Annotated in this window: 18 protein-coding genes; 6 read left to right on the top strand and 12 right to left on the bottom strand. The window is 63.3% G+C overall.

The window, feature by feature from the left end; genetic code table 11:
- Positions 1 to 39 precede the first annotated feature (39 nt).
- On the bottom strand, positions 40 to 789 hold the full coding sequence (locus RS694_RS05875; RefSeq protein ID WP_241463847.1) for a M14 family murein peptide amidase A: 750 nt from the start codon (positions 787 to 789) through the stop codon (positions 40 to 42).
- Between the two features lie 199 nt (positions 790 to 988).
- Here RS694_RS05875 and RS694_RS05870 point away from each other — a divergent pair, with 199 nt between their 5' ends.
- From RS694_RS05870 to RS694_RS05860, 3 genes are read left to right on the top strand one after another with little or no spacing between them, the layout of a single operon-like run.
- Positions 989 to 1,507 (top strand): flavin reductase family protein, encoded by a 519-nt coding sequence (locus RS694_RS05870; protein ID WP_029706016.1) that lies wholly within the window; start codon positions 989 to 991, stop codon positions 1,505 to 1,507.
- Positions 1,508 to 1,563: 56 nt separating this feature from the next.
- Positions 1,564 to 2,460 (top strand): DMT family transporter, encoded by an 897-nt coding sequence (locus RS694_RS05865; RefSeq protein ID WP_029706017.1) that lies wholly within the window; start codon positions 1,564 to 1,566, stop codon positions 2,458 to 2,460.
- A gap of 57 nt (positions 2,461 to 2,517) precedes the next feature.
- The gene (locus tag RS694_RS05860; RefSeq protein ID WP_029706018.1) at positions 2,518 to 3,840 is read left to right on the top strand and encodes a TAXI family TRAP transporter solute-binding subunit; all 1,323 of its coding nucleotides are present in this window, start codon (positions 2,518 to 2,520) and stop codon (positions 3,838 to 3,840) included.
- A 649-nt stretch (positions 3,841 to 4,489) separates the two neighbouring features.
- Here the strand turns inward: RS694_RS05860 and RS694_RS05855 are convergent.
- The 3 genes from RS694_RS05855 to RS694_RS05845 all read right to left on the bottom strand — a co-directional run bounded on the left by RS694_RS05855 (position 4,490) and on the right by RS694_RS05845 (position 10,874).
- A complete protein-coding gene (locus RS694_RS05855; RefSeq protein WP_029706019.1) occupies positions 4,490 to 6,832 on the bottom strand; it encodes a DUF1631 family protein in 2,343 nt (780 codons plus the stop codon).
- A 24-nt stretch (positions 6,833 to 6,856) separates the two neighbouring features.
- Positions 6,857 to 8,518, bottom strand: a complete 1,662-nt coding sequence (gene ettA, locus RS694_RS05850; RefSeq protein ID WP_029706020.1) for an energy-dependent translational throttle protein EttA — start codon at positions 8,516 to 8,518, stop codon at positions 6,857 to 6,859.
- A gap of 121 nt (positions 8,519 to 8,639) precedes the next feature.
- Entirely contained in the window at positions 8,640 to 10,874 is a 2,235-nt protein-coding gene (locus RS694_RS05845; RefSeq protein WP_037246443.1) for a DUF1631 family protein, read from the bottom strand.
- 298 nt (positions 10,875 to 11,172) lie between these two features.
- Here RS694_RS05845 and RS694_RS05840 point away from each other — a divergent pair, with 298 nt between their 5' ends.
- Complete coding sequence (locus RS694_RS05840) at positions 11,173 to 12,921, top strand: DEAD/DEAH box helicase (protein WP_076069459.1); 1,749 nt, start codon at positions 11,173 to 11,175, stop codon at positions 12,919 to 12,921.
- Positions 12,884 to 13,522, top strand: a complete 639-nt coding sequence (locus tag RS694_RS05835; RefSeq protein WP_241463849.1) for a Rossmann-fold NAD(P)-binding domain-containing protein — start codon at positions 12,884 to 12,886, stop codon at positions 13,520 to 13,522. The genes RS694_RS05840 and RS694_RS05835 overlap by 38 nt, the downstream gene beginning before the upstream one ends.
- Here RS694_RS05835 and RS694_RS05830 read toward each other — a convergent pair.
- From RS694_RS05830 to RS694_RS05815, 4 genes are all read right to left on the bottom strand, one after another.
- Entirely contained in the window at positions 13,519 to 13,902 is a 384-nt protein-coding gene (locus tag RS694_RS05830) for a cupin domain-containing protein (RefSeq protein WP_029706025.1), read from the bottom strand. The genes RS694_RS05835 and RS694_RS05830 overlap by 4 nt on opposite strands.
- 154 nt (positions 13,903 to 14,056) lie before the next feature.
- Positions 14,057 to 15,457, bottom strand: a complete 1,401-nt coding sequence (locus RS694_RS05825; RefSeq protein WP_029706026.1) for an MATE family efflux transporter — start codon at positions 15,455 to 15,457, stop codon at positions 14,057 to 14,059.
- On the bottom strand, positions 15,454 to 16,668 hold the full coding sequence (locus tag RS694_RS05820; RefSeq protein ID WP_076069457.1) for an MFS transporter: 1,215 nt from the start codon (positions 16,666 to 16,668) through the stop codon (positions 15,454 to 15,456). The genes RS694_RS05825 and RS694_RS05820 overlap by 4 nt, the downstream gene beginning before the upstream one ends.
- Positions 16,661 to 17,146, bottom strand: a complete 486-nt coding sequence (locus RS694_RS05815; protein WP_029706028.1) for a MarR family winged helix-turn-helix transcriptional regulator — start codon at positions 17,144 to 17,146, stop codon at positions 16,661 to 16,663. Before RS694_RS05815 ends, RS694_RS05820 begins: the two co-directional genes overlap by 8 nt.
- Positions 17,147 to 17,216: 70 nt before the next feature.
- Here RS694_RS05815 and RS694_RS05810 point away from each other — a divergent pair, with 70 nt between their 5' ends.
- Positions 17,217 to 17,762 carry a PaaI family thioesterase gene (locus RS694_RS05810; protein WP_029706029.1) on the top strand — a complete coding sequence of 182 codons (546 nt, stop codon included), beginning with the start codon at positions 17,217 to 17,219 and terminating at the stop codon, positions 17,760 to 17,762.
- 131 nt (positions 17,763 to 17,893) lie between these two features.
- Here RS694_RS05810 and RS694_RS05805 read toward each other — a convergent pair whose 3' ends face one another.
- The 4 genes from RS694_RS05805 to RS694_RS05790 form a co-directional block, all read right to left on the bottom strand.
- Entirely contained in the window at positions 17,894 to 19,045 is a 1,152-nt protein-coding gene (locus RS694_RS05805) for a histidinol-phosphate transaminase (protein ID WP_029706030.1), read from the bottom strand.
- Positions 19,042 to 20,472, bottom strand: a complete 1,431-nt coding sequence (locus RS694_RS05800; protein WP_029706031.1) for an FAD-binding oxidoreductase — start codon at positions 20,470 to 20,472, stop codon at positions 19,042 to 19,044. The genes RS694_RS05805 and RS694_RS05800 overlap by 4 nt, the downstream gene beginning before the upstream one ends.
- Position 20,473: 1 nt before the next feature.
- Complete coding sequence (gene hutG / locus RS694_RS05795; RefSeq protein ID WP_029706032.1) at positions 20,474 to 21,289, bottom strand: N-formylglutamate deformylase; 816 nt, start codon at positions 21,287 to 21,289, stop codon at positions 20,474 to 20,476.
- Positions 21,290 to 21,373: 84 nt separating this feature from the next.
- Positions 21,374 to 22,768: a formimidoylglutamate deiminase gene (locus RS694_RS05790; protein ID WP_029706033.1), complete on the bottom strand. Its 1,395-nt coding sequence runs from the start codon at positions 22,766 to 22,768 to the stop codon at positions 21,374 to 21,376.
- Between the last annotated feature and the right edge of the window lie 502 nt (positions 22,769 to 23,270).

Below are 23,270 nucleotides of genomic sequence, written 5' to 3'. Positions count from 1 at the left end.
CCTTTGCAAAGGCCTGTCACACTGGAACAGCCCAGTGGCTTACTTGGGTAAGGGCACTGCCGCAGTCTTGATGCTGGGACCCAGGCGATCGCTGGTCCAGCGCAACAGGTCAATCCACATCTGGCGGATCTCCGGGTCCTGCGGTGTGTGGGTCGCGCTGGGCAGCTCAATCGTCACCACTGGCACTCCCTTGTGGATGCCGCCGTAGTTACCCAGCGAGCCCGGGAAGATACCCACCTGGTCCAGGTACAGGCGCCCCAGTTTGCTGGGCGGCACCGACGGGCCATCAAAGTCCAGCACGCCATAGGGTGCGTGCACGCTGACGATCAGGTTGGGTTTGAAGCTGTCCATCTGCTCGTGCAAGAAACGCGACTCGGGCTCGGACAAGGGCTTCGAGCCAGGCCAGCGGCGCGGATCGCGCTTGGTGCGGCCTTCCCAGTAGAGCTTGGCATCGCGGTCCCAGTTGGGCGTGGGGAAGTTGCGGTTCAGGTCCACCCCATTGGCATTCATGCGCCGCGAGGGGCGGGCAAACAGGCCGTCGGGGTTGAGCGTGGGAATGAAGCGCCAATGCACGGGTTGTGGCATGTCGGCCACCGGCGCGCCGGCCAGTGCAATCCAGTGGAACACCAGCGAGCTGGACGACATCTCGTCGCCATGGATGCCGCCCACCACCAGGATGCGCAGCTTGGCATCTGCAGGACGTATATCGCGCCCCCAGACGGTGCGGCCCTGCACCGAACGCGCCTGCATGTCCTGCAACTGGGCGGCCTCACACAAGGCCGGCCGCACATTTGGGATTTTGTAAGAATAATCGACGCAAACCCTTGGTGGGGCTGCGTGAGCAGCTATGGAAACAGTAGCAATCAGGATGGCTGCGAGGGATTTCAAATGCATCTCTGCATTGTAGAGGGGCCGTCTGGGGCGTCCGGGGCGTTTGGCGCTGCGCCTGGGCGACGGTCGACCGCGGGATTTCAGGTAAATTGCAGCCATGCATTCCCCCCTCAAACCGTCGCAGGCGGTGCCACCGAATTTTTCACAGACCGAGTTCCGTACCGCCCTGGGGATGTTTGCCACCGGCGTGACCATCGTCACCGCGCTCTCGCCCGAAGGCCAACCCATAGGCCTGACCGCCAACTCGTTCAACTCGGTGTCGCTTGCGCCCCCACTGGTGTTGTGGAGCCTGGCCCGCTCGGCCGGCTCCATGGCCGCTTTCAGCACCGGCTCCCACTACGCCATCAACATCCTCAGCGCCGACCAGCAGGACCTGGCCAAACAGTTCGCCGCGCGGGGCGATGACCGTTTTGCCGGCGTGCAGTTCACACCCGGGGCCGGCGGTGCACCGCTGCTGCACGGCGCCGCAGCCACCTTTGAATGTTTCAACCGCAGCCGCTACGAAGAAGGTGACCACGTCATCTTCGTCGGCGAAGTGGAGCGCTGCGCCGCGCGGGCCGGGGCATCGCCCCTGCTCTTCCACGGTGGCCGCTTCTACGCCGAACACCCGCTCTGACCGTCTCTGGCGGCGGGCAGACCTTGCTGCCAGCCCCACTCTCTCTCTGTTTCCCCATGCACCAACGCAAAGAACACCTCGACCCCATCGCCATCGCCCTGCTGCTGGTGTGTTTTCTCTTCTGGGGTTTCCAGCAGGTACTGGTGAAAGTCACCATCGCCGAAGTACCGCCGGTGTTCCAGGCGGCCATCCGTTTTGGCGGCGCCACGCTGCTGTTGTGGCTGTGGTGCCGCTGGCGCGGTGTGCGCCTGCTGGAGCGTGATGGTTCGTTGATCGCGGGCCTGGTGGCCGGCACGTTGTTCGCGCTGGAATTTGCGTGCCTGTTTGTGGGCCTGCAGTATTCGGCGGCGTCACGCCTCACGGTGTTTCTCTACACCTCGCCGCTGTGGGTAGCACTGGTACTGCCTTTTGTCGTGAGGTCCGAACGGCTCTCGCCCATCCAGTGGCTGGGTCTGGCGTTTGCATTTGCGGCGGTGGTGTTCACGCTGCGCGAAGGTTTTTCCAACGGTGGCACACCCATGCAATGGCTCGGTGATTTGCTGGGCCTGCTGGCCGGCATGTTGTGGGGGCTGACGACCGTGGTGATACGCGGCACACGCCTGGCACGCATCTCGCCCGAAAAACTGCTGATGTACCAGGTGGCCCTGAGTGCGCTGGCCCTGCCCTTGATCTCGCTCGCACTGGGCGAACAATGGAGCTGGCACTTCAGCCCCTTTGCCAGCCTCTCGCTCTTGGTGCAGGCTGGGGTGGGCGCCTTCGCCAGCTACCTGGTGTGGATGTGGGTGCTGGGCCACTACCCGGCCACCAAAGTCAGCGCCTTTGCCTTCCTCACGCCGCTGTTTGCGCTGCTGTTTGGCGCGCTGTGGCTGGGTGAGGCCATCACACCTGCACTCCTGGCGGCGCTGGCTCTGGTGGCGGTGGGCATTGTGCTGGTCAACCGGCGGGCCCCATAATGCTATTAATTCAGTAGCTGCTTGCTCAATATCCATAAGGGCTTGAGGCCAATTTATATGTCAACTTCGATACGCCGCTTCCTGTTGTCCCTGCGCGAGCTGCTGACCTCCGCCAGCCCGCTGGTCATCGCCGCAGTGGCCCTGCTGTGGCTAGCCTACTGGTGGCTCAACCCGACGCCGCCCAAACACATCACGCTGGCCACCGGCCCGGCGCAAAGCGCTTACGCCGAGTTTGGTGCGCGCTACGCCCAGGCCCTGAAGGCCAACGGCATTGAAGTGCGCCTGCTGCCCAGCGAGGGCTCTTCGGCCAACCTGCAACTGCTGCGCGAGGGCAAGGCAGACATCGGTTTCGTCCAGGGCGGCAGCGCCGGTCAGGCCGCAGAAGAAGAGCAGGAGATGCAGTCCCTGGGCAGCCTGTTTGTCGAGCCCATCTGGCTGTTCTACCGCGAGGCCGCCGCGCTGCGCGTGACCGAGTCGGGCCGCCTGACCTCCCTGGCGCAACTGCGCAACCTGCGCATCAACGTGGGGGCGGCCGGCAGTGGTGTGCCCAACCTGATGAGCACGCTGCTGGACATGAACCATGTGGACCCCAAGTCCATCACGCTGTCGCGGCTGGACCAGACACCGGCCACGGTAGGCCTGCTCGGTGGCACGCTGGACGCGGTGGTCTTTGCATCGGCCCCCGAATCCCCCATGGTGCAGATGTTGCTGCAGACGCCGGGCATCCGGCTCATGGACTTTCCACAAAACGAAGCCTACGCACGCCGCCTGTCGTTCCTGACGCCAGTGGTGCTGCCACGCGGTGTGGTGGACCTGGCGCGCAACATGCCCGCGCAAGACGTGCGCCTGATCGCCACCACCACCGCCATGCTGGCGCGCGACGGCGTGCACCCGGCCCTGCTGCAACTGGTGTCACAGGCCACGTTGACGCTACACAGCAACGCAGGCTGGTTCAACCGGGCGCATGAGTTCCCCAAGGCCAGCATCGGTGAGTTCCCGCTGGCACCCGAGGCCGAGCGCACGCTGCGCAACGGCGTGCCCACGCTGCAGCGCTACCTGCCGTTTTCCTGGGCGAATCTGGTGGAGCGCATGTGGCTGGCACTGGGCATCATCGTGGCGGTGTTGCTGCCCCTGGGCAAGATTGCGCCGCCGCTGTACGCCTTTCGCGTGCGCTCCCGCGTGTTCCGCTGGTACGGGCAACTGCGTGACCTGGAAGAACGGCTGGAAGCAGGCAACGTACCGGTCGCCGATTTGTTACAGGAGCTGAACGACATGGAAACCCGTGTTGAGAAGGTGATCGTGCCGCTGTCGTATGCGGATGAGCTGTACGCGCTGCGTAACCACATTGATCTGGTGAGGCAGCGGCTTCTCAAGAAATAACGCTGGGGGAAGCGTCTGGGCCTCTTGTGGCTACGGCAGTTTGCTCCGACGGGATGACTGGTTTGTTTGGCATGTCGGGGTGTGCGCCCGACAGCGCACTTACTTTCTTTGCTTCGCCAAAGAAAGTAAGCAAAGAAAGGCGAGCCGGATTCGTCGGCCCGCTACGCGGGCACGCTGCGTTGCTCGGTTTGGGCGGGGTCTGGCTCGAACTCGCTTCGCTCAAACAATCGCCAGCCCTGAACCGCCCAAACCTGCGCTACTCGCCTCCTCATTACGGCGCTATCGCAAATCCAACAACCGGATACCAAAGACAGAACTTCGTCCGCGCGTAGCGCGGACGGGTATTCATCTCACTGGGCCGAGCGCAGCGATGGCACGTGAATCGCCCTCATCCCTTCTGTGTGCGCCGAGGAGCGCAGGGTTCAGTGGATTAGGGCTGGCGATTGTTTGAGCCCAAAGGGCGAGTTCGAGCCAGACCCCACTGAGCCCGAGCACCGCAGGTTGCCACGGCGCAGCCGGGGTCGCAGACAGCAGGGTCGCCTTTCTTTTGGTGACTTTTCTTTGGCGAAGCAAAGAAAAGTTACTGCGCTGTCGGGCGCACATCCCGACACGCCAAAACATCAAACATCCATCCAAGAAAAAGAAAAACCTACAACCCATCCACACTATTACGCATAGCAATCTGCGCCACAGCGTTCAACGCACCTTCAACCACCTGACCGGAAATCACGCGCAACTTGCCAGCTTCCACCAGCTTGTCACGCGAGCGCCGTGTCATGGACTGGGTGGTGCCAAACACGCTGGTGAAGAGGAACAAGGTGCCGTGTGGGCTGGCCCAGGTGAGCTGGGTGCGTACCCACTGGTCGTTGACGAGCAGTTCCACCCACGAACCCAGCGGCAGGTCGCCCAGCGCAACATCGACGGGTACATCCACATTAACCGCAGCGGGTGCTGCATTGGCAGCCGCAGGCTGTTGCGGCACATCCGGCAATTCGATGAAATTGGAAGCCTGGGCTTCCTCGGGAGCCACCCAAGGGTCGCCGCCTTCCAGCCAGCGCGCGCGGGCACTGGTGGTGGGTGCTGCGTCGGTTGGCGCGGGCGCAACACCACGGAAAGCCAGTTGATGCAAGCCCATCAGCGCTTCGAGAAAAGCGCTGGTCTTGGTGGCCGGGTAACGGATGCTGTCCAGACCGTCGCGCAGCGTGTTCAGCAGCAACGGTACCAGGCGTGTGAGTTTGGACACGTTCTTGCGCGCCAGATCCGGGTGCGCGCTCCACAACAGCGCCGAGATCAGCGCCTGGTATTTGTCCGCCACGCTGGAACCCGCACCGCCGGCAATTCGCGCCTGCGCTACCACCTGCGCCCAGGGGCCACACAAGAAGTCAATCACAACGGCCGGCACGCGCGACGCATCGGGGTGGGCATCGATCTCGCGGGCAATTTTTTCGGCCAGCAGGTTGCGCGCCTCGGCGTGTTTGAGCACCTGCACGGCCTCTTGCCGGCCTTCAGTCTTGCGCTCGTCAGCCTGCATCCAGGCGATCTGCAACTGGGCCAAGACCTCGACAAACAATTCCGCGCCCTGGATGTCGGCACTGATCAGTGGCTCCAGCGTCAGTTTGAGGTGACGCAGGAAACCATCAAAGCCGGGCGCCTCCACCGTTACATAGGCCAGGCTGCGGTGCGTGATTTCCTGCAACAACACGCGGGCCGGGTGCTGTTTGTCGGTAAAAAAACGTGGATCCACCAGCGAGAGGCGTAACAGCGCCGGCTCCAGGCTCCGCACCAGTTCCTGCACCGGTGGCAACAGACGCGGGTCGTGCGCAATGTTGTCCACCATCAGCGTGACCACTTCCAGGCTCAGCGCCTGGGCCATGCCCCGGGCACCGCGCCGCAGGCTTTGCCGCACGCCCGCCACCGAATTGTCTGCAGACGGTGCAGCGGGCGCCGCGCGGCGTGCCTCCAGGTTTTGCACCACGCGGTCGACCTGTTTCATTTCGGTCAACGCTTCCAGTGCAGCGGGCACGGTGGAGTCGAAATCGGTGGCGTGCGGCTCGGCGGCCTGCGGCCCGCTTTCAAAGTCGCGGGAGAACTGCTCCGCAAAACTCTGCACCCGGTTGGCAGGCGCCTGCTGTGGCTCCAGCTCACCGGCCAGCAAGCGGCGCAGCTTGTCCAGCGTCAGCAGCGCATCATCGGTACTGCGCTCACGCACAGACTGGGCGGTTGGCGGTGCCACACGCGCAGGAGCGCCCGGCGCACCGCTAGATACCTGGGGCGGCTGCGCCAAAGCGGGTTCATTGACACCCTGCGCCACACCGCGGCCCACACCGCTGGCACTGGGCGTCTGCACCACCTTGTAGCCGGCCGCCACCACGCCTTCCACGCGCAGTTTTCCGGAGAGGTGTTCGTAGAGTTTGCGCAGCTCCTGCCCCAGCGTCACGCTCATGGCGCCCAGCCAGTCGAGCTGCGTAGCGGCGGACACCTGGGTCTGCTCCACCACGTCCTTGAGCGCCTTGATGTAAACGTCAGGACGCAGCGGATTGCTCTCGGGACGCACAGCGGTCAGACCGAGCGTGCTGCAAATCAGGGTGTTGAGTTCGGCCAGGCTGGCCTCGGCCGCGAGCATGGTGACCTGCTGCGTGCGTGCCAGCGCCACGCTGGTAAGCACCTGCACTTCGTCCATCAGTTCAAGCTGGTCGAACTGCAGGCCGCCTCCCGCACTGGGGGCGGCTTTCTTCGCCACTTCGGGGTTGTCAAACGCTGCCAGCAAGGCCAGCGGATAACGTTTGCACAACTCCGACTCCCAGGCGCGCAGGTGTTTGATCGACATCGTCAGCGCATCGCGCTCACGCAAGTCGCGCGATGCGGCCTCACGCGTCTGCAAAGCAGCGCGCGCGGCCTCCACCAGCTTGCCCATCAAGAGACTGCCACCACTGGCCGCCTCCCTCACAGTGGCTTGGTAAAGCGCTTGGTACTGGGCGGAGGCTGATGGCATGGTCAGTGATGGAGGTAAATGGAGTTACTTGAGCGCCTTGTAACGCACACGTTTGGGCTTGGCACCCTCTTCGCCCAGGCGTTTCTTCTTGTCGGCTTCGTACTCTTGGTAGTTGCCGTCAAAGAAGGTCCACTGGCTGTCGCCTTCGGCGGCCAGGATGTGCGTCGCGATACGGTCCAGGAACCAGCGATCGTGGGAGATCACCAGCATGGTGCCAGCGAATTCCAGCAGCGCGTCTTCCAACGCACGCAAGGTTTCCACATCCAGATCGTTCGACGGTTCATCGAGCATCAGCACGTTGCCGCCGGCGATCAGCGTCTTGGCCAAATGCAAACGCCCGCGCTCACCACCGGACAACATGCCGACCTTCTTCTGCTGGTCCGCGCCGTTGAAGTTGAAGCGGCCGCAATAGGCGCGGCTGGCCATCTGGAACTTGCCGACGTTGAGGATGTCGAGTCCACCTGAGACGTCTTCCCACACGGTCTTGTCGTTGGACAAATCATCGCGGTGCTGGTCGACAAAGGCCATCTTCACGGTGGAGCCGATGACGACTTCGCCCGAATCGGGTTTCTCTTTGCCCGCGATCAGCTTGAACAGCGTGGACTTACCGGCGCCGTTGGGGCCGATGATGCCGACGATGGCGCCGGCTGGGATATTGAAGCTCAGGTTGTCGATCAGCACGCGGTCGCCAAAGGACTTGGTCACGCCCTTGAACTCGATCACCTGGCTACCCAGGCGTTCCGCCACTGGGATGAAGATTTCGTTGGTTTCGTTGCGCTTCTGGTATTCGAAGTCGCTCAGTTCTTCAAAGCGGGCCAGACGGGCCTTGCTCTTGGCCTGGCGGGCCTTGGGGTTCTGGCGCGACCATTCCAATTCCTTCTTCAAGGCCTTGGCGCGGGCTTCTTCGCCCTTTTGTTCGGCTTCCAGACGGGCGCCCTTTTGCGTCAGCCAGTCGGAGTAGTTGCCCTTGTAGGGAATGCCGGAGCCACGGTCCAGTTCCAGAATCCATTCGGCCGCGTTGTCCAGGAAGTAGCGATCGTGGGTGATGGCCACCACGGTACCGGCGTAGCGCTGCAGGAACTGCTCCAGCCAGTCCACGGATTCGGCGTCCAAGTGATTGGTGGGTTCATCGAGCAGCAGCATGTCGGGTTTGGACAGCAGCAGACGGCACAGTGCGACGCGGCGCTTTTCACCACCGGACAACACGCCAATGTTGGCGTCCCACGGTGGCAGGCGCAGCGCGTCGGCGGCAATTTCGAGTTGGTGCTCGGAGTCGGTCCCGGCGGTAGCAATGATGGCTTCCAGCTCGGCCTGCTCGGCTGCCAGTGCGTCAAAGTCGGCGTCTTCGGCGCCATAAGCCGTATAGACCTCTTCGAGGCGCGCCTTGGCGGCAAACACCTTGCCCATGCCCGCTTCCACGCTCTCGCGCACGGTCTGGGTGGGGTCCAACTGGGGTTCCTGGGGCAGGTAGCCGATGTTCAGGCCGGCCATGGGAATCGCCTCGCCTTCGATTTCCTTGTCAATACCGGCCATGATCTTCAACAGCGTGGACTTGCCGGAGCCGTTGGTCCCCAAAACACCGATCTTGGCGCCAGGGAAGAAGGACAGCGAAATATCTTTAAGAATGTGGCGCTTGGGCGGCACGATCTTGCCGACGCGGTTCATGGAAAAAACGTATTGGGCCATTGCAGTATTGATTTCAGAGGCGTAAAACCGACATTATCGACTGCCGCGCCCTTGCCGGAGAAAAAACGCCCCTCTCAGGACACCGGGAACTACACGCCGTAAGCGGCCCCAGGGGCCACGGTCACACTCCCCCGGCCTTCTCCACATCATTGCGCAGCGCGGCCTGGGCCACCGCGTCCAGCGCGTTGTCCATGACGCGCCCGTCCGACACCAGCCGGATCAAACCCAGCCCATGCAGGCGGTTCATGGTCCGCCGCGACATGGAATGCGCCATGCCCGCGCCCGAAATAAACATGAAAAGCGTACGGTGCGGACTGGCCCAGGTGAGCTGCGCGCGCACCCAGACACCGCCCAAGGCCAAGTCCACCCAGGACCCGGTCGTCAAACTTTCGGTGCTCCAATCCTGCGGCTGGGCCACCTCGGGGGGCTCTGGCATCTGGGTGAAGTCCAACGCAGCCTCTTCGTCGCCACGCAGATAACCCGAATCGGCCGCCTCGTCCTGGGCGATCCAGAAGGCATCCCGGGACAGCCCGGTCTGCTCTTCTGCTGGAACTTCGGTGGCAGGCGCCACCGTGGCGTCCGCAGGTACAGGCCTGCCCGCTTCGAAAGCCTGTTCGTGGAAGGTGATCAGTTCGTCAAACAACACCGCAATACGTTCCTCGGGGTAGGAGATCAGTCCCAGACCCTGGCGCATGGTGACCAGCATGCCGGGCACCATGGCCACCAGGCGGGCGCGGTTGCGCCGCGCCAGCTTGAGTTGCACGCTCCAGATCAAATCCTCCACCAGTGCCAGATAGCCATCGGCATCGGCACCGCCATCGGTGCGCAGCAACTGGGACTCCGCCACCACCTGGGCCCAAGGCCCGCGCAGGAAGTTGGCCACCATCTCCGGAACCTTCTTTTTCTGCAGGCGTTCGTTAAAGTCATGGGCCATGCGCTCGGCCAAGAGATTGCGCTGCTCGGCATGCATGAGGCCGCGCGCCGCTTCTTCGGCGCGTATGCGCTGCTCCTGCTCGTCCTTGCTCCATCCCTCTTCCAGCTTGCGCAGCACGCGGGCAAAGGCCGCTGCGTCGCTCTCGCCCCAAGCCAGCACGTTGACGGCGTTCTCCAGCGTTTTCTGAAAACGGGGGAAACCAGGTTCTTCGGGAGAAGAAAACGCCAGGCTGCGGCTGGTGAGTTTGTCCAGGAACTGGCGCGCCGGGTGCTGGCGTTCGCTGAAAAAGCGGGCGTCGGTCTGGGACAGCTTGATCAGGACCGGCTCCAGCGCGTGCAAGCCTGCGCGCACCGGGGGCAAGAGGCGGTGGTCCTGCATCAGGTTTTCCAGCATCAGGCGCACCACTTCCTCGCCAAGCTGACGGCCCAATTTTTTGCTCTGGGCGTGCTGGCGCTGGGCGGGAGTATCACCGCGCACCAGGGTTGTTGGCCCTGCCAATTTTTCGCCCGTGGTGTTGCTCACCGCCTGGTTGGCTCGGGCAGCCAGGCGCTTCATCATGGGCTCAACCAGTTTCATGTCTTCCAGCGCCACATAAGAGGCCGGCACGGTGTGCATGAAATCCTTGGCCCCGGCGGCCAGCGGACCGGGGTCCAGTTCGCCCGACAACAGGCGGCGCAACTTGTCCAGCGTCAACATGGTGCGGGACACGGCGTTTTCCGGCGCCTTGATGGGCGCACCAAAGCCCCCCACCGAAGAAGAATGGGGCGCCACCGGTTCCACACCCTGGGATCGCAGCCACTCACCCACCTCCTTGTACAACTGGCGCAGACTGTTACCCAGCATGCCGGCCACGGGCGTCATCAGCGCAGCCCGAACCGCGTCTTCGGGGATCAGCTCCGACAGACTCTCGCGCAGGGCGTAAACAAACGACTCCGGTTTGAGCGGACTCAGGTGCGCCTGTACCGTCACAAAACCCATCAGGCTGCTGACCAGGGCGTTGAGTGCGGGCAGTACATCGTCCACCGCCATCTGGACTTCCTGCTGCGTCAGGGCCATCTCGATGTTGGCGTCGATCTGCTCTTCTTCGAGGAATTGGAAATCGTCAAACCGCACCTGCACCGCTGCGCTGGCGCGCTGGGTGTCTCCCCCATACACCGCCGCACGCAGCGCCTTGCCGAACAGTTGCTTCAATGCGCTGGGTTGGGTGGTCAGGATCTGGATGGCGGCCCGCGTTGCGGGGCTGTGCTGGGTGGCCTGCGATTTGCCGCGGGCAGGCGCCAGCGAGGCCTGCAGACCGGCCAGCATGTCTTCCACCAAGGCGTCGCTTTGGGTGAGAACGGCCTCCAGACAATCGTGCAACGAAGGTTTGAAGCCACCGGGGTCATCCGCCACACCCAGGCGTCGCAAGAGGAATTTGTTCATCGTTATTCATTCTCACCCGGGCGCCTGCACAAGGCCAGCCCGGGCGCACATTCCCTAACATTTTGTTACCACCAAAGCCGCACAACAGGCGGTGGTAAACCGCCCATTTCGGGGTTGAAGGCACAACGTGCGACAATACGGCCTGTTGTGGCGCGTCAGTTGCCCACAACGCCAGCACCTTGCTGGGGACCAGACCGACAATTTGCGTCCACCCCTGAAATCCATCTGCCTTTGACTGAACCGCTGTTGCGACCGCGGTACAGGCCGATCCTTAAGCGCCCCGGATGGGCGCACTACTATGAACTTCGAAGAATTGAAACTGGCCCCCGCCATTGTGAAAGCCGTGCGCGAGGAAGGTTACGAAACCCCTACGGCCATCCAGGAGCAAGCCATCCCCCTGGTCATGGAAGGCCATGACCTGCTGGGCGGCGCCCAGACCGGCACCGGCAAAACCGCTGCCTTTATGCTGCCCCTGCTGCACCGCCTCTCCATGAGCCGCAGTGCGCAAAACAAATTTGGCGGCACTGGCATCCGTGCCCTGGTGCTGACACCCACCCGTGAACTCGCCGCCCAGGTGGAAGAGTCCGCACGCATTTACGGCAAGTACCTGCAACTGTCCTCCACCGTGATTTTTGGCGGTGTTGGCATGAACCCGCAAATCTCCAAGCTCAAAAAGGGCGTGGACATTCTGGTGGCCACCCCTGGCCGTCTGCTGGATCTGGCACAACAAGGCATGCTGGACCTCGGCCAAGTGCAAATCCTGGTGCTGGACGAAGCCGACCGCATGCTGGACATGGGCTTCATCCATGACGTGAAGAAGGTGCTGGCCCTGGTGCCCAAGGAAAAGCAGAGCCTGCTGTTCTCCGCCACCTTCAGCGACGAAATCCGTGACCTGGCCAATGGCCTGTTGAAGAACCCGCAAAGCGTGCAGGTGACTCCGCGCAACACCACCGTGCAACGCATCACCCAGGTGATCCACCCGGTCGGCCGTGGCAAGAAAAAGGCCCTGCTGGCCCACATCATCAACGAGCAAAACTGGAGCCAGGTGCTGGTGTTCACGCGCACCAAGTTCGGCGCCAACAACGTCGCCGAGTTCCTGGAAAAGAACGGCATCACTGCCATGGCCCTGCACGGCAACAAGAGCCAGGCCGCCCGTACGCAGGCGCTGGCCGGCTTCAAGAGCGGCGACGTGCGCGCTTTGGTCGCCACTGACATTGCCGCCCGCGGTATTGACATCGACGACCTGCCACACGTGGTGAACTACGAAATCCCGAACGTCAGCGAGGACTATGTGCACCGCATTGGCCGTACTGGCCGCGCCGGTGCCGATGGCGCCGCGGTGAATCTGGTGTGCCTGGACGAAGAAGGCTTCATGCAGGACATCGAACGCTTCACCAAGCAGAACATCGAAGTCAAGATCATCGAAGGCTTCGGCCCCGAGCCAGGCGAAAAGGGTGAGCCCATCGCCATGGGCCGCCAGACCATCTGGGGCGGCGCTGGCAAGCCCCCAAGCCGTGACGTGATGCAGGCAGCTGCCCGCGCCGCACGGACCGAAATGATGCAGCGCGTGCGCGACAACAAAGCCGGTCAAGGCGGTGGCAACGGTGGTGGAAATGGCGGCGGCGGCGGCCGTGGCGGCCCGCGCAACGGCGGTGGCGGCAATGGTGGTGGCCGGGGCCCAGCCCGTGGCGACCAGCAGCCCCGTCCTCAAGGCGCACGCCCACCACAAAACCGTGGACCTCGCCAAGGTGGTGGTGGCAATTCCGAGCACCAACCTCCAGCAGGTTTCACGCATGAAGGCCGCGCTCCGCGTCCTTCCACCGCACAACCCGACCCGATGCGTACCAGCGTCGATATGATGGCTGGACGCGGCGCACGCCGTGGTGGCGGTGGAGGCGGCTATGGTGGCGGCAACCGCGGAGGTTCCAATACGGGAGGTGGCGGTTATGGCGGCAACGGCGGCGGATACGGCGGCGGCGGTGGCAATGGTCGTGGGGGCAACGGGCCTCGTGGGCCGCGAGGTCCTGGCGGATCTTCTAGCCGATAAGCGCTACACCAAGGTACACAGCGTGGGGCGCCGCCAGTTGGCGGGCTCCATCGCTACCCACCGCAAGCTGGCACAGCATGTGGTGGACTTCAAAGACCTCTCCACGCTGGCAGCATTGCCGGCCGTGGACGAGGTCTTTATTGCGTTGGGCACCACCATCAAGGTGGCTGGCAGCCAGGAAGCCTTCCGCGCCGTGGATTACGAGGCTGTTGTGGCTGCAGCCCGCGCAGCGCGTGCGCAAGGCGCTACGAAATTAGGAGTAGTCAGCGCCATGGGTGCCGACCCGCGCTCGTCGATTTTCTACAACCGGGTCAAGGGCGAGATGGAGGTGGCGCTGGCCGGTCTGGGCTTCCAGAGCGTGGTCATCGCCCGCCCCTCCATGCTGGCCGGGGACCGCGAGGCCTTGAACCAGCCCACGCGCGCCGGTGAAGGCATTGCACTGGTCATCAGCCGTGTTTTCAAGCCCCTCATCCCCAAAGACTATCGCTCCATCACGGCCCGCGATGTGGCGGCGGGTCTGGTGCAGGGTGTGCAGTCCACGCTATCCGGCGTAATACATCTGCTGTCCGGTGCGCTGCAGGGTGCCGCGGACCGCGGTTAACCGCGAACGAACAAAGTCACCAACGGGTCGGGGCCGACCTGCCGACTCCAGTGCCCATGGATGGCCGGGTCAAACACCGCACCTTCGGGCAGCAGATCAGCCGAATAGAAATGTTCACCCGGCTTGAAGATGCGCGACACACCGTCCTGGATGCCAATCTCCATCTGCCCGCCCAAAATGAAGCACCACTGCGTATGGCCCGAGCAATGGAACTGGCTGCGAAACCCCACCGGGCTGGTACGCAACTGGTAACCGCCAGTGGCAAATACTTCAGAAAGCATTGATTGCGGCGTACCCTGGTCCAGCGGCACGGTTTCTTCCCGAAACTTCGCGCGGCCATCGGTGTCGGTAAACAGGATTACTTTGGTGAAGGTGGTCATAGATGCCTAGCTTACTACCGCTACGCATATTGCAGAAGGCCTAGTCGGGCTTTGGGTTTTGCGCAGGGAAAGGAGGAGGGCCCTCACGGCCCGGAGGACACGGAGCAAAACACATAGTCCGACTGCGCCCTCGCGCAAACGATGCCTTAAAAACTCAAGCCCGCGCCCAAGCCCCCGGCAACCGCGGCCAACCGGGTCTGCCAAACCACGCGCCACCCGCAATCGCATACGCGTTGACCACGCCGTACACCACCATCGCAGCCGCCTGCGCCGCAAACACAATACCCAGATCACCGCCCCACTGCAGCGCCAGCAAACCACCCACCGCAGCGACCAACAGGCGCGCCCCGTTGCCAATGATGGGCCACAACAACTTGCCTGCGCCCTGCGATGCAAAGTACAACACCAGCCCCAGACCGAAGAAGCCGTAAAACGGGCCGACGATCTGCAGGTAGCGCGCGCCCGCAGCAATCATCGCCGGGTCGCTGTCAAACAGCGACAACCAGGCCGCGGGAAACAGCGCCGCCGCAATACCAATGGCTTCCGCCAATAAAAACGCCATGCCTGCGCCGATCCAGGTGGCCCGCATGGCACGCTCGCGCTGACCGGCGCCCACACAGGTGCCGACCATCGCCACCAGTGGCGCACCCAGGCCAAACACCAAGGGCACCAGCAGGTATTCCAGCCGCGAAGCCGTGCCATAACCCGCAATGGCGGTGGGGCCGAAAGCACCGGAGAGCGCCGTGGCAATGGCAATACACACGTTGGTCGCCACCGTGGATACCGCACCGATCACGCCGACCCGCAGAATGTCCTTGAACAAGGGCCAGCGCATCTTGCAATGTGCCCACCCGATGCGCAGCAGGCTGCGGCCGGAGCGCATATAGGCGATCAACACCAGCGTGCCGACCGCGTAATAGACCAACAGCGCCAACGCGCCACCGGCAATACCCATCGCTGGCACAGGGCCCCAGCCAAAAATCAACAGGGGTGAAAGCGGAACCAAGAACACCAGCCCACCGACCGTCACGACCGCGGGCACCGCCATATTGCCGGTGCCGCGGATGATGGCGGAGAGCGAATTGAACATCCACACCAGCACCGCCCCGGCGAACACCCAGTTGGAATACTGCATGGCCGCTTCCAGGGCCGCGCCGGAGCCACCCATGCGGGTGTACAGCCAGCGCCCACCCAACAACAAGCTCAGCGTGAACGCAGCCGCAAACAGCAGCCCAATCACCAGCGCATGGAACACCAGGGCATCCGCATCGTCAAGGCGGCGCGCGCCCAAAGCGCGGGCAATGGCGGACGCAATGCCGCCGCCCATGGCACCCGCCGACATCATCTGCATCAGCATCACCGCAGGGAACACCAGCGCCATGCCGGCCAGTGCGTCGGTACCCAGCTTGCCGACAAACCAGGTCTCGATCAGCCCAACCGCGGCTTGCGCCACCATCACCAGGACCATCGGTGCACCCAGACGCAACAGCGTGGAAACGATGGGGCCTTCGAGCAACAGGCGAGTGCGCGGGTCCAGCGCAGCGGTAGTGCTCATGCAGCCACCGCGCGCGCTGGCAACTTGGCCTCTTTGATCGGCAAGTGAATCAGCGCGGCAGCTATTGCCAGCAAGATATCGGCGTACCAGATCCAGTCGTAACTGCCGGTCGCATCAAACACCTTGCCACCCAGATAGGCGCCCAGGAAACCGCCCACCTGGTGCGTCAACATCACCAGGCCAAACAACGTCGCCATATTGGCCGTGCCAAAGAACTTGGCGACCAGGCCCGCGGTGGGCGGGACGGTGGACAAAAAGCTCACACCCATCACTGCGGCGAACACCAGCACGACCGGACCGGTCTTGGGTGCGAACAGGAACACCAGCACCGCCACAGCACGCACCGCATAGACCAGCGACAGCAGCGACTTCATGCGCCAGCGACCAACCGCCCAGCCCATTGCAATGCTACCGACGATATTGAACAGGCCCAGCGTAGCCAGCGCCCAGGCGCCCCATTGCACCGGCAGGCCGCAGGCAGCAACGACGCCGGGCAAATGGGTCGCGAGAAATGCGACGTGGAAACCGCAGACAAAAAAACCTGTGGCCAACAGCAAGAAGCTTGGGGTGCGCAACGCTGTGCGCACGGCCTCCCCGGTACTGACCGATTTGACGCCAGGCACTGCAGCCTGCACGTTATTGCCCTTCAGGAAGAAAGCCGCGGGCAGCGCCAACAGCACGATGGCCGCCATCACCTGCATCGCATTGCCCCAGCCGACGCCCAGGATCAATGCACCGGCAATCGGCGCCATCAGGAACTGGCCAAACGAGCCGCCGGCGTTGACGATGCCAGTGGCCACACCGCGCTTCTCGGGTGGTAACAGGCGCGTGGTCGCGGCCATCAATACGGCGGGGCCTGCCATACCAGCGCCGCCCGCAGCCAGTACGCCGATGGCGAAGATCAAGCCAGCAGTGGTGGTCATGAAGGGGGTGATGAAAGTGCCCAAGGCCACCAACGCCACACCGAGGAGCAGCACGCGCCCGGCGCCCACGCGGTCGGCGAACGCACCGGCAAACGGCTGCGTCAGCCCCCACCACAGCTGCCCAAACGCGAACGCCAGACTGATCTGGCCCACGCCCAAACCGGTGGAGGTATTCAGCGAACCCATGAACAAACCCATGGTCTGGCGCACGCCCATGGTGAGGGCAAAGGTGCCGGCCGCCGCCAGCAGCACCAGCCAGACGGCATATTTTTTGATTTGTTCAGACATCGTCGTTTTCTCCGTCCGCGGGGGACAACAGTTCAAGGGATTCGTCTATCAGCGCATGCAGGGCCAGCACGCGCTGCGCGCCCAATGTCTGGTTGATGCCTTCTTGCGCGATGCGCCATTTGCGCTGCGCTTCGGTGCGCTTGTGCTGGCCGGCTTCGGTCGCACTGATCAGGCGACTGCGCGCATCGGCGCCGGGCAGGATTTCGATCACGCCCATCGCCGCCAACGGCTGCAGGTTGCGCGACAGGGTGGAGGTGCTCATGCGCATCACACCCGCCAGATCCACGGCACGAATCGGCCCAAGCTTCACCACATGGGACAGCAGCGAATACTGCGTGGTCTTCAGGCCGGTCTTGGCCAGCTCCACGTCGTAGTGCTGCGCAACACGCCGCATGAGCTGGCGCAGTTTCAGATTGGTACAGCCCTGCGGCTTGTCCGGGTGGAAATTTGCAATGTCGGGCTTGACTTCGGTTTTCATGCAGATGATTGTAGCTACAATTGATGCATATGCAACTATAGTATTAAATCCCCCTGAAAGGAACACAGCAATGTCTAACGTATCCGTACTAGAAACCTGGATCGCCCAAGAGCAGGAAATCACGAACCGCCTGAACGCCGGAGCGGGCGCCGGTGTGTCCCGTCCCGACCAGGTGGCAGGCAAAACCGGACTGGAAATGATGCAGGCCATGCTGCGCGGCGAACTGCCCTACCCGCCCATCGCCAAGACGCTGGACTTTCAGTTGATCGAGGTCAGTGAAGGCCGTGCTGTGTTCCAGGGCGCACCCGGTCCAACGCACCTGAACCCCATGGGTGGCATCCACGGCGGCTGGTACGCCACGCTGCTCGACTCAGCCCTGGGTTGCGCGGTGCACACCATGATGCCGGTGGGCCGCGGGTACACCACGGCGGAGCTGGGCGTGAATTTGGTCAAGGCTATCAACCCGGCCAAGGCACCCAGGGTGCGTGCCATCGGCACCGTGATCCATTGCGGCCGCCAGTTGGCCACCGCAGAAGCCCGCATCGTCGGACCGGACGGCACGCTGTACGCGCACGCCACCACCACCTGCCTGGTGTTTGAATTGAAGGCGTCTTAAGGTAATGCCTCCGTTCGGGCTGAGCTTGTCGAAGCTCTTAGCAAGCCCTTGATTTGTAAGGACTGCGTTTCGCCCTTCGCCAAGCTCAGGACAGGCCAAGCTCAACGCGAACGGGCTTATTCAGCACAACCTTAAACAGGGTTGCGCATCGCGTCTGCAAAGGCCTGCAGAAACAGCGCGTTGTCTTGCACGCTGCCAATGGAAACGCGGATAAAGTTCTCATAGCCCACTTCCTTCCACGGCTTAACGACAACGCCGCGTTGCAACAACGCCTCGGCCACCGGGCCATTGGGGCGCTGCAGGTCGACAAACAGGAAGTTGGTGGCTGACGGCGCCATGCGCACGCCCATGGCGTGCAATTGCGTGGCCAGCCACTGGCGCTGCGCCACGGTGTCACTTACGCATTTTTCCATGTACGCAACATCGTTCCATGCGGCCAGTGCTGCTGTCTGTGCTGCCAGATTCACATTGAACGGCGTGCGTACGCGGTCCAGCATCTGCACCAGTTTGTCATCCGAGGCAATGCCATAACCCACACGCAAACCAGCCAGACCCCAGGCTTTGGAGAAGGTACGCAGAACGATCCACGGGCGGTTTTGCGCGCGAAGCTCCGCCAGCGCATCCGGGAAGCCGGGCGTGCGTAACGCGTATTCGTAATAGGCTTCGTCGATCACCAGCAGGGTTTCCTGTGGCGTCGCCTGCACAATGCGGCGAAATGCCGCTGCGTCCAGCATGCAGCCAACCGGGTTGGACGGGTTGCTGAGCATGGCCAACTTAGGCGCTGGCCCTGCGGTCAATGCAGCGCACCAGGCATCCACATCGAACTCCAGCGCAGGTGTGACCGGCAACATTTGCACCTTGGCACCCATCATGCGAGGGTAAATTTCGTGCAGACCAAAGGAGGGCAGCAACGTGACCACACGGTCGCCCGGCTCCAGAAAAGCCTGACACAACACTTCCAGCAAGTTCTCCGAACCATTGCCTACCACCACCTGCTCCGGCTTTGCGCCAGTGCGTGCGGCGATGGCAGCGCGCAGGGCGCGGCAATTGGCGTCGGGGTACAGGCCGATGGTCTGCGCGAGCTGCGCCAGCGCCCGGCCCACAGCCGGGCTGGGGCCGAGCGGGTTTTCGTTGCTGGCCAGGCGCGCTACATGGCTGACACCATAACGCTGGCGCACGACCTCGGAAGACAAGCCGGCGTTGTAGGCCGGCAAATCACGCACTTCGGGGCGGGCAAGACGGGTCAGCAGTTCAGCGCTTGCGGTGAGGGTGGCAACAGTCATGGAGTCGCTTTCGTAGCAAAAGGATGGAGGTCAAACACCTTGCCCGGGTTGAGCAGATTCAAAGGATCGAGCGCCTGCTTGATGGCGCGCATGGCGGCCAGTTCGGCAGGTGTGCGGCTTACATGCAGGTAAGGCTTTTTGTGCAGGCCGATGCCGTGCTCGGCCGAGACACTGCCGCCGCGCTGCGCCAGCAGGCCGTAGACGATCTCTTCCACCGCATGCTCCGCCTCAGCCAGCGAGATACCGCCGGCAAGCGAGCGCGCATCGGTGGTCAGGTGCAGATTGCCGTCACCCAGATGGCCAAAGCGAAAACTGCGTTGCGTCGGCCAGCGTGCAGTCAGCGCCTGCACGCACTCTTCTGCAAAGGCGTCGATCTGGTCTAGCGGCAGGCTGATGTCAAAGTTGATGGGCGCCAGGTGCGTAGGGAACTCCGCCGTGGCTTCGCGAATGCGCCAAAGCGCGCGCGCCTGGGCCTGCGACTGGGCCACCACGGCATCCAGTACGCTGCCGTCTTCCATGGCCTCGCCCAGCGTGTTTTGCAGCGCTTCGGCCAGATCCGCTTCCACGTGTCCAGTGACTTCGGCCAGCACCTGGAACGGATAGGCCTGCGACAGCGGCGACGCCATCTGGCTCCAGCGCAGCGAGGTGCTGAAGAAGTCGTCCCACATGAGCTCAAACGCCGCCAGCGCCCCGGGAAAGCGGGCCTGCAAGCGGCGCAGCAAACGGATGGCACTGGCGTAGTCCGGCAAGGCCACCAGCGTACTGACGCGTGCGCGCGGCGCCGGACGCAGTACCAGCACGGCGCGCGTGATGATGCCCAGCGTACCTTCGGAGCCGATGAACCAGTGCTTGAGGTCGTAACCCGTGTTGTTCTTGAGCATGGGGCGCAGCATGGGCAACACCGTGCCATCGGCCAGCACCACCTCCAGCCCCAGCACCTGCTCGCGCGCCATGCCGTACTGCACTACGCCATTGCCACCGGCATTGGTGGCCAGGTTGCCGCCAATCTGGCAGGTGCCGCGCGCGCCCAGGTCCACGCCAAACAGCAAGCCCTGCGCCAATGCAGCTTCCTGCACGGCCTGCAATGTGGCACCGGCTTGCACCGTGATGGTGGCCGCTGCGGCATCGACCCGCTCGATAGCGTTCATACGCTCCAGCGACAAAGCCACACCGTCAAGCTGCGGAACAGCGCCGCCGGCCAGGCCGGTCATACCGCCTTGTGGCACCACGGGCACCCGGTGCGTGTGGCAGATGCGCAAGGCCGCTGCCACCTGTTCGGTGCTGGCGGGCCGCAGCAGAGCCAAAGGAAGTACGGGTGCTGTACCACTCCAGTCAGCCTGGTAACGCGCGTCAATGGCGTCACCGCTGCGCACCGCATCAGCACCCAATGCCGCAACCAGTTCTTCGATCAAGCTTGGCGTCGTCATCTCAATGGTCTCGGCGCTCAGCAAAGGCAAGCACTGTCTGCAGCAGCGCTTGCAGCGTAGGCTGCACACGCTCGGCTACGTCGGGCAGGTAGTCGAACGGCATGTGCTCCTGCATATAGCTGCATTGCGTCATCTCCAATTGCACCGCATGGACGTTGTGTGCGGGTTGACCGTAGTGGCGGGTGATGTGACCGCCCTTGAAGCGGCCATTGAGCACGGCGGTGTAGCCCAGCGAGGCCTGGGCAATCGCCAGCAGTTGCTGCGCCAGCACCAGGTCGCAACTCGCGCCATCGGCGGTGCCGAGGTTGAAATCGGGCAGCTTGCCCTCGAAGAAGCGCGGAACGACCGAACGGATGGAATGTGCGTCCCACAGCATCGCGATGCCATGCCGGGCCTTGATACGTGCCAACTCGGCAGCGAGCTGGTCATGGTACGGCCGCCAGACCGCCTCGCGCCGCGCGGCGATCTCGGCCTCATCAGGCCCATTGCCATCGGCATACAACGGCGTGTCATTGAAAGTATCGACCGGGCACAGGCCTGTGACGCTCTGGCCCGGGTAGAGGCTGGCGCCATCGGGCGGACGGTTCAGGTCCACCACATAGCGCGAATGCGTGGCCATGAGGATGGAAGCGCCCATTGCCTTGGCGAAGTCGTAGAGGCGGCCCAGATGCCAGTCGGTGTCATGCACCTCGCGGCCTTCGGGCGTCAGGCGCGTGGCAATCGCTGGCGGCACATGCGTACCCACGTGCGGCATGGAAATCAGCAGGGGACGGGTGCCCTGATGAAAGATGAAAGGGGCTTCGGTGGTGATGGTCATGGTTTTCGAACTTTCATATCAACACCGTTCGGGCTGAGCCTGTCGAAGCCCTTCGACGGGCTCAGGGCGAACGGATTTTTCACGTTATTCAACCAGCAGACGCCGACGCGCCTGCACAAACGCCTGTGCGGCCTCGTCGTGCAATGCATGGCGACCGGCCTGTACCTGCTGCTGGCCCGCAACCCAGACGCCGTCCAATGCGGAGGTGCGGTGGCTAGCAAACACATGGGCAGATAGCATCTCGGGCGCGGACAAACCTGCGAGTGCAATGTGCTGGGCGTCGAGCGCCACAAAGTCCGCCTGCTGGCCCACGGTCAGGCCAGCAATGGTGCGGCCTGCGGCTTGCGCACCACCCTGCAAAACCTGCAAAGTCATGGCAGTGGCGACCTGCGACTGCTGGGGAGTGGCCAGCACATTGCGCTGGCGCAGGTGCAGGCGCTGGCCGTATTCGAGCAGCATCAGTTCTTCGGCGGCATTCACCGTGGCGTGGCTGTCCGAGCCCACACCCCAGGCGCCACCGTTTGAGAGCCAGCGTGGCATGTCAAAAATACCATCGCCCAAATTGGCCTCCGTGCTGGGGCAAATGCCGGCCACGGCGCCGCTTTGTGCGGCGCGCTGGTACTCAGCCTCGTTCATGTGCGTGGCGTGTACCAGGCACCAGCGTGCGTTGACCTCGGCATGGTTCAGCAACCATTCCACCGGACGTTGGCCGCTCCAGGCCACGCAGGCATCGACCTCGCCGGTCTGCTCAGCGATGTGGATGTGCACCGGGGCAGTGGCGTCGATGGTATTCAAGCCCGCGAGCGCATCGCGCAGTCCATCGGGCGGTACGGCACGCAGCGAATGCGGCGCCAGGCCCAGGCGCGCGCCCTGCGCTTCGCACAGAGGCTTCAAGCGCTCCAGCAAACGCAGCATGTTGTCGGTGCTGCGGATAAATCGGCGCTGGCCCTCAGACGGTGGCGTGGCACCAAAACCGCTGGTCTGGTACAGCACGGGCAGCAGCGTCAGACCCATGCCGGTCTTCTGCGCGGCGCGCAGCAGGCACTGGGCCAGCGTCGCGTCGTCGGCATAAGGCTGGCCGCTTTGGTCGTGGTGCACGTAGTGGAATTCGCAGACAGAGGTGTAACCCGCCTCCAGCATCTCGATGTAGAGCCAGGTGGCGATGGCCTCCAGCTGTGCGGGCGTGATGCGCTGCGCGAAGCGATACATCAGCGTGCGCCAGCTCCAGAAGCTGTCTTGCCCTCCATCCAGGCTTTGACCGCGGTATTCGGTGAGGCCGCCGAAGGCGCGTTGGAAGGCGTGGGAGTGGAGGTTGGGAGTGCCGGGGATGATTGGCCCTATTGCCTTTTGCGCCGTGCTGTCGGGGGTGCTGTTGGTTTGCACTTGGGTGAGTTGACCCTGCGCGTTCCATTGCAGCAGGACGTTTTTGGCCCAGCCGGTGGGTAACAAAGCGTCCTGGGCGAATAGTGTTTTATTCATGGTGATTGTTTTGGTTGCGTGGCATGTCGGGATATGCGCCCGACAGCGCACTCACTTTCTTTGCTTCGCCAAAGAAAGTAAGCAAAGAAAGGCGAGCCGGATTCGTCGGCCCTGCGCTTCGCTACGGGCACGCTGCGTTGCTCGGTTTGGGCGGGGTCTGGCTCGAACTCGGCTATCGCCTCAAACAATCGCCAGCCCTGATCCGCCCAAACCTGCGCTACTCGCCTCCTCATTACGGCGGTGACAGTAACCACCGGGTAGCAACTACCAACATCCCGTCCGCGCCTGCGCGCGGACGCGCCGAGCGCAGCGATGGCGTGTATTCCCCCAATCCCTTCTGTATACGCCGAGGAGCGCAGGGGGCGGCGGATGAGGGCTGGCGATTGTTTGAGCCCGCAGGGCGAGTTCGAGCCAGACCCCCCCGACCCCGAGCACCGCAGGTTGCCCGCAGCGCAGCGGAGGGTCGCAGACAGTAGGGTCGCCTTCTCTTTGCTTACTTTCT

The sequence above is a fragment of the Rhodoferax saidenbachensis genome (genome assembly GCF_001955715.1).
GTDB classification, from domain to species: Bacteria; Pseudomonadota; Gammaproteobacteria; order Burkholderiales; family Burkholderiaceae_C; genus Allorhodoferax; species Allorhodoferax saidenbachensis.
This window is presented reverse-complemented; position numbering and strand designations above follow the sequence as displayed.

Excerpts from the sequence above, each read along its gene's own strand:
- hutG (WP_029706032.1), bottom strand. The coding sequence starts at position 21,289 with ATGACCATCACCACCGAAGCCCCTTTCATCTTTCATCAGGGCACCCGT.
- RS694_RS05820 (WP_076069457.1), bottom strand. The coding sequence starts at position 16,668 with ATGTCTGAACAAATCAAAAAATATGCCGTCTGGCTGGTGCTGCTGGCG.
- RS694_RS05805 (WP_029706030.1), bottom strand. The coding sequence starts at position 19,045 with ATGACTGTTGCCACCCTCACCGCAAGCGCTGAACTGCTGACCCGTCTT.
- RS694_RS05870 (WP_029706016.1), top strand. The coding sequence starts at position 989 with ATGCATTCCCCCCTCAAACCGTCGCAGGCGGTGCCACCGAATTTTTCA.
- RS694_RS05840 (WP_076069459.1), top strand. The coding sequence starts at position 11,173 with ATGAACTTCGAAGAATTGAAACTGGCCCCCGCCATTGTGAAAGCCGTG.
- RS694_RS05845 (WP_037246443.1), bottom strand. The coding sequence starts at position 10,874 with ATGAACAAATTCCTCTTGCGACGCCTGGGTGTGGCGGATGACCCCGGT.
- RS694_RS05810 (WP_029706029.1), top strand. The coding sequence starts at position 17,217 with ATGTCTAACGTATCCGTACTAGAAACCTGGATCGCCCAAGAGCAGGAA.
- RS694_RS05800 (WP_029706031.1), bottom strand. The coding sequence starts at position 20,472 with ATGACGACGCCAAGCTTGATCGAAGAACTGGTTGCGGCATTGGGTGCT.
- RS694_RS05825 (WP_029706026.1), bottom strand. The coding sequence starts at position 15,457 with ATGAGCACTACCGCTGCGCTGGACCCGCGCACTCGCCTGTTGCTCGAA.
- RS694_RS05790 (WP_029706033.1), bottom strand. The coding sequence starts at position 22,768 with ATGAATAAAACACTATTCGCCCAGGACGCTTTGTTACCCACCGGCTGG.
- RS694_RS05860 (WP_029706018.1), top strand. The coding sequence starts at position 2,518 with ATGTCAACTTCGATACGCCGCTTCCTGTTGTCCCTGCGCGAGCTGCTG.
- RS694_RS05815 (WP_029706028.1), bottom strand. The coding sequence starts at position 17,146 with ATGAAAACCGAAGTCAAGCCCGACATTGCAAATTTCCACCCGGACAAG.
- ettA (WP_029706020.1), bottom strand. The coding sequence starts at position 8,518 with ATGGCCCAATACGTTTTTTCCATGAACCGCGTCGGCAAGATCGTGCCG.
- RS694_RS05865 (WP_029706017.1), top strand. The coding sequence starts at position 1,564 with ATGCACCAACGCAAAGAACACCTCGACCCCATCGCCATCGCCCTGCTG.
- RS694_RS05855 (WP_029706019.1), bottom strand. The coding sequence starts at position 6,832 with ATGCCATCAGCCTCCGCCCAGTACCAAGCGCTTTACCAAGCCACTGTG.
- RS694_RS05830 (WP_029706025.1), bottom strand. The coding sequence starts at position 13,902 with ATGACCACCTTCACCAAAGTAATCCTGTTTACCGACACCGATGGCCGC.